We start from the raw sequence: 12,814 nt of genomic DNA on the forward strand, positions 1-12,814 counted from the left end.
CTACCCGGCCCGCAGCGGCCGGTGCTCTTTCTGCCAGGCCAGGGCCCAGACCTGAAACGCCTCCTGGTCCATCGGGTGGCCAAAGGCGTATCCTTGCAGGAAATCCGCGCCTAGCTCGGCCAGGACCTCCGCCTCCGCCGCGGTTTCCACCCCTTCCACAACCGCCTTGGCGCCCGCGCTTGCCGCCATTTCGATCAGCCCGCGCATGAGGTCGCGGCGGGCCGGTTTCTGGTCGATCTTTGATGTGAACATGCGGTCGATCTTCAGCCGGTCCGGTTTCAGGGCCAGCACGCCTGCGATGCTGGCGTGCCCGGTGCCGAAGTCATCGATTTCAATGCTGATCCCCAACTCCTTCAGCGCCTGGATCTGCTTGCCGTAGTCCTCGCTGACATGGTCGAGGAACACTGTTTCCAGAAGCTCGAAGGCCAGGCCCTGCTGCGGGATGTCCTGGCGCAGTTTCAGTTCTTCGATCAGGCTGGGGTGAGACAGCCGCGCCGCCGAGACATTTACCGAGATGCTGGGCAAGCCGATGCCGTTGCGGGCGAATTCCCAATAGGCTGCCAGCGCCAGGTCCAGCACCCGCCGGTCGAGATCCGCCAGCAGGTTCACCTCGATTGCGATCGGCAAAAACAGATCGGGGCGGAGAATGCCGCGGTCCGGATGGTTCCAGCGCGCCAGCGCCTCGCAGCCTGCCAGCGCGCCCGTTCTGCCGTCGATCTGCGGCTGGAACAGCACTTCGATCTCATCGTTTGCCAAGGCTGATTTGAAGTCGCGGATCAGGTCCATCTTCTCGTCATGCGCGGACCCGATGGTAGGGGAGTAGGCGCTGACGCAGGAGCGCCCGTCATCCTTGGAGGCATAAAGCGCCAAATCGGCCCGGCGCAGGGTGTCGGCCAGCGGTTCGCCTTCCTCTGCAAGGGCAAAACCTATGGAGGCGCCGACTTGCAGTTCCACATCCTTGTAGCTCACCGGCTGCAGCAAGTGGAACAGCATGTCCGAGCAGTATTCCTGCGCCGCGGCTTCTCCCTCTGAAAACTCCAGCAGCACAATGAACTCATCGCCGCCGATCCGGAACGCAAAGTCCCGCCCCGCGCGGATCCTTTCCTCCAGGCGCTGCGCAGCTGCAACCAGGATGAGATCCCCGGCCTCGTGGCCATAGGTATCGTTGACGTCTTTGAAACGGTCCAGATCCAGGGCGATCACCAGCGTGCAGGGCCGCATTTCCTCAGCGGGGGCAGAGGCGATTTCCTCTAGGTACTTGCGGTTGCCGAGTCCGGTGAGCTTGTCGTGCCGGGCAGACCAGGCGCTTTCCTCCTGCGCTTCGCGCATGGCTTCAAAGGCCTCCTCGGCCAGTTCGCGGCTCATCCGCTCCTTGCGGATCGCGTCCATGCGCAGGGCAATCTCGTCCTCTACCCGGTCGAGAACCCGGTTGTAGCGGAAGGCAAGGGCGCCCAGATCGGTGGACCGTTCTACCCGCACCCGGTTGCTGAACAGGCCCGACCTTTGATGCCGCTTCATCTCCTCGAGCAATTCCAGAAGCGCGTTGCGCTGGTTGTTTTCGGCAAGGTTCAGCCCTCTGACCTCATCCCTGGGGCGCGCGCGCAGCAGCCCGGAGGCTTTCAGAACAAGAGCCAGGGGAACCGTGCACGCAATCACCCATGCGCCGACTGCAAATGCGCCGAGCGCCTGAACGCCCAGCTGCGCCAGGCGGTCCCCGGCAGGCAGCGCATCAAACGGCACGCTGAAGGCCACAGCCAGCGTGCCGAGCAACCCGGCTGCCAGATGGACCGGTATAGCACCGACAACATCGTCGATCTTCAGCGCATCCAGAATGTCGCGCGAGATGATGACCGTGAGCGAGCCCGCAACGCCGATCAGAAATGCGGCGGGACCGGTCACCAGGTGAATCCCGGCTGTTCCCGCGACCAGCCCGCCCAGGAAGCCGTTGATCAGAATTTCCGCCCGGACATGGCCGAACAGCAGCAGGCCAATGGAAATGCTGGTGATGCCGGCACCGGCTGCCGACAGCATGGTGCGGGCAATGATCGGGCCGGCTTCAGCATTGAAAGCCAGCGCCGAGCCGCCGTTGAAGGCTCCCCAGCCAACCCACAGCAACAGGCCGCCAAGCGCAGACAGGGAGATAGAGTTTTCTTCAAAGAACCGTTTCTTCGGCCCGTAGCGGCCAAGCCGCGGTCCCAGAAAGAGGACCGCCACAAGCGCCGTCCAGCCGCCGACGCTGTGCACCACGGTTGCGCCGGCGAAGTCGATGAAGCCCAGCTGCCGCAGCCATCCGGCCTCGTTCCAGATCCAATGTCCGGCAACCGGGTAAATGAATGCGCCGAGCATGACCGACATGGCCATATAACCCAGAAACCTTTCCCGCTCTGCAACGGCGCCGGAGACAATGGTTGCCGCGGTGGAGGCAAAAGCCATCTGGAACAGGAAGATGGCCGCCGAATGGCCCGCGGAATTGTCCAGCGGGGGAAAGAAGCCGGCCGAGCCGAACAGGCCGCCTGCGCTTGGCCCGAACATCAGACCGAAACCGGTCAGCCAGAAGGCGGTGCTGACGACGCAGACATCAGACAGGTTTTTCAGTGCGACGTTGGCCGCGTTCTTGGCACGCACCGTGCCGGATTCCAGGCACAGGAAGCCGGACTGGAGCACAAGGACCAGAAGCGCGGAAAGGAGCACCCAGGCAGCATCGATCTGAGACATGTAATCACTCATAAATTGCAAAAATTGCAGCCACAGGTGGTATAATTAATTGCAAACGTCAAAATTTCGTTTCCACCGGGCAGGTGTGTCCGCTGGTCATACTCCGGCACGCGGACTTGCTGTGCCGATGATCACTTGTCCACCGGCGCTGCTGAACGCCCCGGACGCCGCAAGGACCGCGTTGAAATTTTGGCTATTTCCCCGCCTGCACAGCATCCCTGGCGGCGTCTTTCTCCGCCTGAATGCCCCTGGCAAAGTCCATGAAGGCGCGGATCACCCGGACGTCGCGGCGCTGGGTGAGGTAGATGATGCTTTCGCTCATCGTCAGGCTGGCATCGCGCAGGCTGTATTTGACAAGGCGGTCATCGTGGCCGAACTCGGCCTGCGAAACGAAGCCGATGCCCGCGCCCGAGGCGACAAGCTCGCGCACCGCTTCCCGGCCTTCGGCGACAATCGCGGGCTTCAGCCGGACGCCCTGCTCGCGGGCGGCCATCTCCACCTTTTCTCGGGTCTTGGAGCCTTCCTCGCGGAACACCAGCGGCAGCTGCGCCAGTTCCTGGAACGACAGGGTTTTCTGAGAGGCCATCAGCAGGCCGCGGGCCGCAAAGGCGACGATGCCGGTGGCGCCCAGGTTCAGAACGCTCATATCTTTGCCCGGGGACAGGCTGCCGGCAACACCGATTTCCGCGTTGTAGGCACGCAGCTCGTCGATGATTTCGCCGGTATTGCCGGCGCGCAGTGAAATCACGACATTCGGGTAGCGTTTCTGGAACGGCCCCAGGAAGCCGGTCATGTGCTGGGCCGAATCCGCGATGATCCGCAGTTCACCCTCAACCGCGGCGCGGGTCGCCGTCAGGTAGTCCTCGATCTGCGTTTCCACTTCGAAATACTGCTTGGTGAACTGCAGCAGTTCCTCGCCCGCGCTGGTCAGGAACACCCGTTTCTTCTCGCGCCGGAACAGCAGAACGTCGTGGTCCTGTTCCAGTTTGCGCACCTGTTCCGAAACCGCAGGCTGGGTCAGGTGCAGCGCCTCGGCGGCGCGGGAAAATCCGCCCAGAAGGGCCACATGGTGAAAAGCCTTTAGCTGTGAATGGCGCATAATCCGTCCCTGCGGTTTTGTATAGGCTGCACCTATTACTGAATTGTTTTTTGCAATTTTACATATGAACGGGGCTGGCGCAATCATGCTCTCGAACCATGCATTGGAGACAGGCAATGACCGCTTCCGCACCGCAGATTGACCCGCCTTTTCTGGGCGAACCTTACCTTCTGACCCCCGGGCCGCTGACCACCTCGTACGAGGTCAAACAGGCGATGCTGCGGGACTGGGGCAGCTGGGACGACGACTTCCGTGCCATGACCAGCGACATGCGCTGCCGCTTGCTGGCGCTGCTGGGCGAAGGCGCCGCAGAGTTCGACTGCGTGCCGATGCAGGGCTCCGGCAGCTTTGCGGTGGAGGCGATGCTGGCGTCTTTCATTCCGCGCGACGGCAAGGCGCTGGTGCTGGCCAACGGCGCCTATGGCCTGCGCTCGGCGCAGACGCTGCAATACCTGGGCCGTGCCTATCGGCTGCTGGACAAGGGCGACTACCTGCCGCCGCGCGGGCAAGAGGTGGCGCAGATCCTGGCAGACGATCCTGCGATCACCCATGTGGTCGCCATTCACTGCGAGACCTCTTCGGGCATCCTGAACCCGGTGGAGGAGATTTCCGAGGCTGTTTACGCCGCGGACCGCAAGCTCCTGATCGACTCGATGTCAGCGTTTGGCGCCATTGAACTGAAACCCTCGCAGATCCGCTACGAGGCTATGGTTTCCTCGGCCAACAAATGCATCGAAGGGGTGCCGGGCTTTGGCTTTGTCATCGCCCGCAAAGAGGAACTTGAAGCAGCCAAGGGCAACAGCCATTCGCTGTCCCTGGATGTGCATGCGCAATGGGCGCATATGGAAAAGACCGGGCAATGGCGGTTCACCCCGCCGACCCATGTGGTTGCGGCCTTCCTGGAAGCGTTGAAGGCGCATGAGGCTGAAGGCGGCGTCGAGGGGCGCGGCGCCCGCTACACCCGCAACCGTGACGTGATGGTTGCTGGCATGCGCGAGCTGGGGTTCGAGACCCTGCTGCAGAACCGCTGGCTGTCGCCCATCATTGTCACATTCTTTTGCCCTGCTGACAGGAACTTTGTGTTCGGCCGCTTCTACGACCTGATGAAGGAGAAGGGCTTTATCATCTACCCGGGCAAGCTGACCGTTGTGGACAGTTTCCGTGTCGGCTGCATCGGGCAGATGGATGAACATGTGATGCGGCAGGTTGTGACTGCCGCCAGCGAAACGCTTGCCGAAATGGGCGTCGCCAGTGCGGCCCCGCCCGCTGCGGCGCTGGAAGAACGCGCCAAACTGGCCGCCTGAGACATAGAGGACTTTAAGATATGACCATTCAATCCCCCGTCGTTGCAAACGGCCGCGCCTATGAGGTGCCCAAGACCTGCGCGATTGCCATTTGCCTGGACGGCTGCGAGCCGGAGTATCTGGACAAGGCAATTGCCGACGGTCTGATGCCCACGCTCAAGCGGATGCGCGCGGAAGGCACCGACCGGCTGGCGCATTCGGTGGTGCCCTCCTTCACCAACCCTAACAACCTGTCGATTGCTACCGGCCGCCCGCCGGTGGTGCACGGGATCTGCGGCAACTATCTGATCGACCCGGACACCGGCGAAGAGGTGATGATGAACGACGTGCGCTTCCTGCGCGCGCCGACTGTGTTCAAGGCCTTCTATGACGCCGGCGCGCGGGTGGCCGTGGTCACCGCCAAGGACAAGCTGCGGGCGCTCTTGGGCGCAGGCCTGAAGTTTGGCGACGACCGCGCCAAATGCTTCTCTGCCGAAAAATCGGATACCTCGACAGCCGCCGAGCACGGACAGGAGAAGGCATCTGAGTGGCTGGGCATGGCGCAGCCCGAGGTCTATTCGGCAGAGCTGAGCGAATTTGTCTTTGCCGCCGGGGTGAAGTTGCTGAAGGAATGGGCGCCGGATGTGATGTATCTGACCACCACCGACTATGTGCAGCACAAGTACAGCCCTGATCAGGCGGAGGCCAAGGCCTTCTATGAGATGTTCGACAAGTACCTGACGGAGCTGGATGCTCTGGGCGCCGCCATCGTGGTGACTGCCGACCACGGCATGAAGCCCAAGCACCATGCCGACGGCTCCCCCAGCGTGATCTATGTTCAGGACCTGATGGATGAATGGCTGGGCGAGGGCCAGGTGCGGGTGATCCTGCCGATCACTGACCCCTATGTGGTGCACCACGGCGCGCTCGGCTCCTTTGCCACCTGCTATCTGCCCGAAGGCGCGGACCGGGCTGAAATCATGGAGAAGCTGGCGGGTTATGACGCGATCACCGATGTGCTGACCCGCGAGGAGGCGGTGGCCAGGTTCGAACTGCCTGCCGACCGCATCGGCGACATCATCATGGTTTCCAGCGAGAACATCTGCATCGGCACCTCGGAGCACCGCCATGACCTGGCTGCGTTGAACGAACCGCTGCGCAGCCATGGCGGGCTGACCGAACAGGAGGTACCCTTCATCTGCAACCGCGTCCTGCCGCTGCCGGAGCGCCCGGTGCTGCGCAATTTCGATGCGTTTTTCTATGCGGCGCAGGCGGCGGCGCTGTAACCATGAAGGATCAGGTGATGAGCGATATCGAAATCCGCAACGAGGGCATGCGCATCGGCGGCGAGGTAGTCTTTACCGAGGAGACCGTGCCGGTTCTCTACCCCTACACCAACGAGGTGGTGGGCCATGTGCCGGCAGGCCAGGCAGAACACGCCCGCAAGGCGTTTGAGATTGCCGCGAACTACACGCCCAAGCTCACCCGCTATGAACGCAGCCAGATCCTGCAGCGGGCAGGGGAACTGATCGGCGAGAAGCGCGAGTGGCTGGCCAAATGGCTGACGCTGGAGCTGGGCATCTGCCACCAGCACGCGATCTATGAGACCAAGCGCGCCCAGGACGTCTATCAATTTGCCGCTGCCGAGGCGCTGAAGGACGATGGCGAGATCTTCTCCTGCGACCTGACGCACAACGGCAAGGCGCGCAAGATCTTCACCAAGCGCGAGCCGGTTAAGGCGATCTCGGCGATCACCCCGTTCAATCATCCTTTGAACATGGTTAGCCACAAGATCGCGCCCGCGATTGCCACCAACAACTGCATGGTCTGCAAGCCGACGGAACTGACGCCGCTGACCTGCATCGCGCTGGCCGACATTCTGTATGAGGCAGGCCTGCCGCCGGAGATGTTCCAGGTGGTGACCGGCTGGCCCAAGGACATTGGCGACGAGATGATCACCAATGAAAACATCGACATCATCACCTTCACCGGCGGCGTGCCGGTGGGCAAGATGATTGCCGAGAAGGGCGTCTACAAGCGGCAGGCGCTGGAACTGGGCGGTAACGATCCGCTGATCGTGCTGAATGATCTTTCGGATGCCGATCTGGAAAAGGCGGCCGCCATTGCGGTTGCGGGCGCCACCGGCAACTCCGGCCAGCGCTGCACCGCGATCAAGCGCATCTTGGTGCAGGAAAGCGTCGCGGAGCGCTTCGTGCCGATGGTGCTGGAGAAGGCCCGAGCGATCAAATTCGGCGACCCGCAGGACCCGGAAACCGAGTTGGGCTGCGTCATCCACGACAAGGCGGCGGAGCTGTTCGAGAAGCGTGTCTACATGGCTGAGGCCGAGGGTGCCGAGATCCTTTATCACCCTGGCCGCCAAGGGGCGCTGCTGCCGCCCATCGTGGTCGACAAGGTGCCGCACAACAGCGAGCTGGTGATGGAGGAGACCTTTGGCCCGATCGTGCCCATCGTCCGGGTGCCGGATGATGATGCGGAGGTGATGAAGATCTCCAATTCCACTGAGTTCGGTCTGTCCTCCGGCGTCTGCACCAACGACCTGAACCGGGCAATTGCCTATATCAACGGGCTGGACGTGGGCACATGCAACATCTGGGAGCAGCCTGGCTACCGGATCGAGATGTCCCCCTTCGGCGGCATCAAGGACAGCGGAAACGGGGTCAAGGAAGGTGTGATCGAGGCGATGAAATTCTTCACCAACGTGAAGACCTACTCACTCCCCTGGCCGGAATAACTCCGGCCCGCCGGGGCTGGCTCCACCTGGCCCCGGCCTTTTTTGCTTTCTTCTTTGACCCTTGAACGGAGGCGGCACATGCTCGTCCATACGGAAGGTGAATCCAACACATCCGAGGCCCGCAAGGCCTGGCTGAAGACATCCATCGGCCCCAATTCCGCGCCGCTGCTGGAACGGGACGCGGACGCCTTCCTGCACCAGAGCCTGTCCAGCCCCTGCGTCAGCACCATCGCCAAGGCCGAAGGCATCTGGATCGAGGACATGGATGGCCGCCGCTACATGGATTTCCACGGCAACTCGGTGCATCATCTGGGTTATGGCCACCCCAAGCTGGTCGCCGCGATCAAGCAGCAGCTGGATGATCTGCCGTTTGCGCCGCGCCGCTTCACCAATGAACCGGCAGTGGAACTGGCAGAGAAACTGGCGGCGATCACCCCCGGTGATCTTGGCAAGACCCTGTTCACCACCGGCGGTTCCGACGCCAATGAGGTGGCGCTGAAGATCGCCCGCGCCGCCACCGGGCGGTTCAAGACACTCAGTTTCTGGGATGCGTTTCACGGCGCGGGTTTCGGCGCCGCTTCGGTCGGGGGCGAGGCCACCTTCCGCAGCCATATCGCAGGCCCCTTGCTGCCGGGGACGGAGCATGTGGCCCCGTTCAGCCCGTCGAACTGCGCCTATGGCCACAAGTCGCTGGAGGCCAGCGCCGAAGCCTGCGCCCGGATGATCGACTATGTGCTGGGCCGTGACGGCGACTATTGCGCCTTTATCGCAGAGGCGATGCGCGCGGTCCCCAATGTGCCGCCGCCGGGGTTCTGGAAATCGGTGCGCGAGATCTGCGACCGCCACGGGGTGCTGCTGATCCTGGATGAGATCCCCACCGGGCTGGGCAAGACCGGGCAGATGTTCTCCTTCCAGCATGACGGGATCGTGCCGGACATCGTGACACTCGGCAAATCTCTGGGCGGCGGCATCCTGCCCATCGCCGCCTGCGTGGCGCGGCGCGATCTGGATGTCTGCGGCGACTTTGCCATCGGACACTACACGCATGAAAAAAACCCGGTCACGGCCCGTGCCGCCCTGACCACGCTGCAGATCCTCGAAGAAGAAGGGCTGGTGGAACGCTCTGCCGAAATGGGCCGCCACGCGCTGGAGCGGTTGCGCGACGCACTGGGCCAGGTACCGGTTGTGGGTGACATCCGCGGCCGCGGGCTGATGTTCGGGGTGGAGATTGTCGAGGACCGCCAGACCATGGCGCCCGGCATCGCCAAGGCAGAGCAGATCTATTATGCCTGCCTTGAGGCCGGCCTCAGCTACAAGATCAGCCAGGGCAGTGTCCTGACCCTGTCGCCGCCTCTGACCATTTCCCGCGAAGATCTGGACCGGGCACTGGATATCGTGATTGCCGCAGTGAAAGCGGCTGCCTGATCCGGCACTCCGCCGCAAATTAATAAAGCCCCGCCGATGGCGGGGCTTTTCTCTGGTGATGTCGCCCTGCTGTCAGTCCAGGAACCTCTTGGCGGCCGGCAGGTGCTGCATCAGCAGGTAGTAGGACACACCGGCGGGCAGCAGGCTGGCGTACCAGGAGATGCCGGAGAAGATCAGCGCCGCTGCAACCCCGATGCCCATGGCAATCACCGCGGCCCAGTTCACACCTTGGTAGGGGCCGGTCTCGTCATAAAGCTTGTCTAGGTCCAGCTCCTGCCTGCGCAGGACAAAGTAGTCCACCACCAGGATCGCAAAGATCGGGCCCAGGAAGGCGGAATAGGTCTGGATGAACAGGCTGAGGCCGGCGGCGGATTCATCCTTGACCAGCTCCCAGGGGAAGGTGGCGAAGGCCAGCAGGCCGACGATCACCGCAGAGGTCCTGAACTTGATCTTGAAGATATCCATCAACGCATAGGCTGGCGGCACCACGTTGTTCAGGATGTTGGTGGTGACCTGGGCAAAGGCGATGAACAGCAGGGTGATGACCAGCAGCGGCTTGTTGTCGACGGCGCTGGAGAACACCTTGATCGGGTCGACCTCGCCAGTGGCGCCGGAGACCATCAGGCCGATCAGCCCCATGAACAGTGTCGCGGGCAGGATCGAGTTGGCATAGATTGCCACCTGGCGGAACGGACCGACGTTATGGCGCAGCTCGCGCGAGTAGTCCGACACGTTCAGCATCATGGTGCTGTAGATGCCCAGGAACAGCATGGTGGCTCCCCAGAAAGGTGCGCCCCAGGTGCCTTCGACATTGACCAGATTGGCCGAAATCTCATCGCCGTATTTGCTGATCACGCTGAAGAACATGTAGACCAGCGAGCCGATGATGAAGACGGAGCCGATGTTCTCCAGCCATTTGATGCCGTGGAAGCCCAGCACCGACAGGCCGATCTGCAAGAGCTGGAAGCCGATGAAGAACACCACGATGTTGTCGTAGCCAAACAGCGTGTCGGAGACGAGGTTCAGCGCCCCGGCGCCGATCCAACTCTGGAAGCCGAACCAGACGATAGCCGGAACAGACCGCACCAGCGCGGGCAGGCGGGTGCCGGCAAAGCCGAAAGCGGAGCGCGCCTGCACCATGAAGGGGATGCCGTATTTGTGGCCGGCCTGGCCGTTGATCATCAACGCAAGGCCGATCACGGTGCAGCCGATGGCGATGGCAACAAAGGTCTGCAGCAGGTTCAGCGTGCCCACCAGGCCGGAGCCGATGGTGAAGGTGCCGATCGACACGCAGCCGCCCAGCCAGGCAAACAGGTAGGACCACGGATCCATGATCCGGGTTTCCTGCGGTGCAAGGCTCTCCTCCCCGATCCCCTTGCTGCTGTGGTCCTCTATGACGCCGCCGGTTGCGGCGGCTTCCAGTTCTGCGTTCATGGTCATGTTGTCCTCCCTGACGATACCATTATTTCCGGTTGGGGCGTGCATAGGCGTTGATCTTGCTGGTCTTCAGGCCGCAGCCCGCCAGTGCTTCGATCATCCGCGTTGCCGCGCTGACCCCGTCGATGACGGGAATGCCTGTCTCCCGGCTGAGCCATTGGGTGAGATCGGCCATTCCGGCACAGCCCAGCACCACTGCCTCGCAATGGTCCTCCTCGATGGCGCGCAGGATCTCGGCGCGGATCTTCTGGCGCGCGTCCGGCCCTTCTTCCTCCAGAGCCAGCACCGGGATCGCGGCAGAGCGCACCCGGCGGCACTGGCGGCTGAGGCCGTAGCCGTGGACCAGATGCTCGATCACCGGCACTGCGCGGGGCAGGGTGGTGACCACGGTGAAGGAGGTTGCCAGCATGCTGGCCGCCTTCACCGCCGCTTCGCAGATGCCCAGCACCGGGCCGGTCGCCAGCTCGCGGCAGGCGCCGATGCCGGGATCGTCGAAACAGGCGACGACGATGCCGTCCACGCCCTGCTCCTCACCCGCGGCGACCTGCGCCAGCAGGCCGGGCAGCGACATCGCCTCGTCGAAATGGCCCTCGATACTGACAGGCGCACCCGCTGCCGTTGCGCCCAGGATGGTGACACCGGGGCTGGCTGCGGCTTCCGCTGCCGCGACGATCTTCCGCGTCATCGACTCGGTCGAGTTGGGATTGACGACCAGGATTTTCATGCGCTCCTCCTTTGTTGTCATTTATTGTTAACAATATTTGATAACACGTCAAGCCGAACGGGCCGCGGCGCCATTGCCAAGCGCCTTGACGGCCCTTAAGTTGCGGCGGCGCAGGAAAACTTTTTTGAGGCTCCATGAAGGATTCTCCCGAAGATCAGATCGTGAATGCGATTCTCGATGCGATTGCCGAACAGCGGCTGCCGGCGGGCACCAAGCTGGGCGAGCAGGCGCTGAGCGATCTGTTTTCCTGCAACCGCGCCAATGTGCGCCGGGCGCTGGCCTCGCTGGCAGCGCAGCAGGTGGTGGAGCTGCGTCCGAACCGCGGCGCCTTTGTGATGACGCCCTCGCCCAAGGAGGCGCGCGACATCTTCCAGGCCCGCCGCGCGATTGAGCGCACCATTGCGCGCCATGCCTCGGGGCAGGCCTCGGCGGACGACATCGCCTTTCTGCGGGACAACATCCTGGAGGAAGCCGAGGCCCGCAAGGCGGGCGACAAACCGGCGGAGCTGCGCGCCTCGCGCCAGTTCCACATGCGGATTGCGCAAATCGCCGGCAATCTGGTGCTGGAGCGTTTCCTGTCGGAGCTGACCATGCGCAGCACGCTGATCCTGGGGCTTTATTCGCCCACCGGCAGCTCCTCCTGCGCCGAGGATGAGCATGACCGGATCGTCGATGCGCTGGAGGCCGGCGATACCGAAAATCTCGTGCAACTGGCCGACGAGCACCTGCGCCATCTGGAGGCGGGTCTGAACTTCGACGAGCCGCCCGCCGCGCCGATGAGCCTGCAGGAACAGCTGATGGTGCCGCGCCGCACACCGCCGGCCAAGTAAGCCGGGCGCCCAGGCCGCGGGTGCGGCCCAATCTTCTCCCTGATGCCGCACGCACCAGCGCGTGCCGACGGACCCACGAACGGCCGGTCAGCGGGAAATATTACATCCTTAACGTGTGTTTCTGGCCTCCTAGGCCGATGCGCCGCACTTCCGGCGCCCGGTAGAGTCAATGCAGGCCGGTGCCAATCGGCGCCGCGACCGCCTGAACCGCCGGACTGCCGGCACTTATCTGATGGGAGACTGACATGACTGCATATCTGAACATGATGCTGGCTAAGCTGCGCCGCGACGAGCGCGGCGTGACACTGGTGGAATACGGCATTGCCATTGCGCTTGCCGTGGCTGTCGGCACTGGTGCATTGGCCGCCCTCGGTGTCGAAATTACGACTGCCATGGGTGTGGCTGGCACTGCGATGCCAAACTGATTTCGGTTGGGCTCGCAGGGAAGCCTGCGGTGCAGGTTCCGCTAGGGGGAGCGGAACCTGCACACCCAACGCTGCATTGTTACGTGGCGGCAACAAGCTGAGCAGGAAGCAGAAGCCTGCGGAC

Annotated in this window: 10 protein-coding genes; 6 read left to right on the forward strand and 4 right to left on the reverse strand. The window is 62.9% G+C overall.

Annotated features, from left to right (window positions below; translation table 11 throughout):
- Together KUW17_RS10695 and KUW17_RS10700 are read right to left on the reverse strand one after the other, a co-directional pair.
- Window positions 1-2,715, reverse strand: a complete 2,715-nt coding sequence (locus tag KUW17_RS10695) for an EAL domain-containing protein (RefSeq protein WP_222478868.1) — start codon at window positions 2,713-2,715, stop codon at window positions 1-3.
- A gap of 193 nt (window positions 2,716-2,908) precedes the next feature.
- Entirely contained in the window at window positions 2,909-3,814 is a 906-nt protein-coding gene (locus KUW17_RS10700; protein WP_222478870.1) for a LysR substrate-binding domain-containing protein, read from the reverse strand.
- Window positions 3,815-3,930: 116 nt separating this feature from the next.
- On the opposite strand from KUW17_RS10700, the gene KUW17_RS10705 reads away from it, so the two are divergent.
- From KUW17_RS10705 to KUW17_RS10720, 4 genes are all read left to right on the forward strand, one after another.
- Window positions 3,931-5,118, forward strand: a complete 1,188-nt coding sequence (locus KUW17_RS10705) for a 2-aminoethylphosphonate--pyruvate transaminase (protein ID WP_222478872.1) — start codon at window positions 3,931-3,933, stop codon at window positions 5,116-5,118.
- A 20-nt stretch (window positions 5,119-5,138) separates the two neighbouring features.
- Window positions 5,139-6,383 carry a phosphonoacetate hydrolase gene (gene phnA / locus KUW17_RS10710; protein WP_222478874.1) on the forward strand — a complete coding sequence of 415 codons (1,245 nt, stop codon included), beginning with the start codon at window positions 5,139-5,141 and terminating at the stop codon, window positions 6,381-6,383.
- Between the two features lie 17 nt (window positions 6,384-6,400).
- A complete protein-coding gene (gene phnY / locus KUW17_RS10715; protein WP_222478876.1) occupies window positions 6,401-7,849 on the forward strand; it encodes a phosphonoacetaldehyde dehydrogenase in 1,449 nt (482 codons plus the stop codon).
- A 78-nt stretch (window positions 7,850-7,927) separates the two neighbouring features.
- Window positions 7,928-9,274, forward strand: coding sequence for an aspartate aminotransferase family protein (locus KUW17_RS10720; protein WP_222478878.1), 1,347 nt, complete (start codon window positions 7,928-7,930; stop codon window positions 9,272-9,274).
- A gap of 72 nt (window positions 9,275-9,346) precedes the next feature.
- Here the strand turns inward: KUW17_RS10720 and KUW17_RS10725 are convergent, their stop codons facing one another.
- Entirely contained in the window at window positions 9,347-10,714 is a 1,368-nt protein-coding gene (locus KUW17_RS10725; RefSeq protein ID WP_261397156.1) for an NCS1 family transporter, read from the reverse strand.
- A gap of 22 nt (window positions 10,715-10,736) precedes the next feature.
- Entirely contained in the window at window positions 10,737-11,435 is a 699-nt protein-coding gene (locus tag KUW17_RS10730; protein ID WP_222478880.1) for an aspartate/glutamate racemase family protein, read from the reverse strand.
- A gap of 134 nt (window positions 11,436-11,569) precedes the next feature.
- Here KUW17_RS10730 and KUW17_RS10735 point away from each other — a divergent pair, with 134 nt between their 5' ends.
- Both KUW17_RS10735 and KUW17_RS10740 read left to right on the forward strand, forming a co-directional pair.
- Complete coding sequence (locus tag KUW17_RS10735; RefSeq protein ID WP_222478882.1) at window positions 11,570-12,265, forward strand: GntR family transcriptional regulator; 696 nt, start codon at window positions 11,570-11,572, stop codon at window positions 12,263-12,265.
- Window positions 12,266-12,510: 245 nt separating this feature from the next.
- The gene (locus KUW17_RS10740) at window positions 12,511-12,690 is read left to right on the forward strand and encodes a Flp family type IVb pilin (RefSeq protein ID WP_222478884.1); all 180 of its coding nucleotides are present in this window, start codon (window positions 12,511-12,513) and stop codon (window positions 12,688-12,690) included.
- Window positions 12,691-12,814 lie beyond the last annotated feature (124 nt).

It is taken from the genome of Leisingera aquaemixtae (assembly GCF_019801145.1).
Classification (GTDB): domain Bacteria; phylum Pseudomonadota; class Alphaproteobacteria; order Rhodobacterales; family Rhodobacteraceae; genus Leisingera; species Leisingera aquaemixtae_A.

What these genes read in the sequence shown, in the direction of transcription:
- KUW17_RS10740 (WP_222478884.1), top strand. Translation starts at nt 12,511, where the DNA reads ATGACTGCATATCTGAACATGATGCTGGCTAAGCTGCGCCGCGACGAG.
- KUW17_RS10725 (WP_261397156.1), bottom strand. Translation starts at nt 10,714, where the DNA reads ATGACCATGAACGCAGAACTGGAAGCCGCCGCAACCGGCGGCGTCATA.
- phnA (WP_222478874.1), top strand. Translation starts at nt 5,139, where the DNA reads ATGACCATTCAATCCCCCGTCGTTGCAAACGGCCGCGCCTATGAGGTG.
- KUW17_RS10705 (WP_222478872.1), top strand. Translation starts at nt 3,931, where the DNA reads ATGACCGCTTCCGCACCGCAGATTGACCCGCCTTTTCTGGGCGAACCT.
- KUW17_RS10695 (WP_222478868.1), bottom strand. Translation starts at nt 2,715, where the DNA reads ATGTCTCAGATCGATGCTGCCTGGGTGCTCCTTTCCGCGCTTCTGGTC.
- KUW17_RS10700 (WP_222478870.1), bottom strand. Translation starts at nt 3,814, where the DNA reads ATGCGCCATTCACAGCTAAAGGCTTTTCACCATGTGGCCCTTCTGGGC.
- KUW17_RS10735 (WP_222478882.1), top strand. Translation starts at nt 11,570, where the DNA reads ATGAAGGATTCTCCCGAAGATCAGATCGTGAATGCGATTCTCGATGCG.
- phnY (WP_222478876.1), top strand. Translation starts at nt 6,401, where the DNA reads ATGAGCGATATCGAAATCCGCAACGAGGGCATGCGCATCGGCGGCGAG.
- KUW17_RS10720 (WP_222478878.1), top strand. Translation starts at nt 7,928, where the DNA reads ATGCTCGTCCATACGGAAGGTGAATCCAACACATCCGAGGCCCGCAAG.
- KUW17_RS10730 (WP_222478880.1), bottom strand. Translation starts at nt 11,435, where the DNA reads ATGAAAATCCTGGTCGTCAATCCCAACTCGACCGAGTCGATGACGCGG.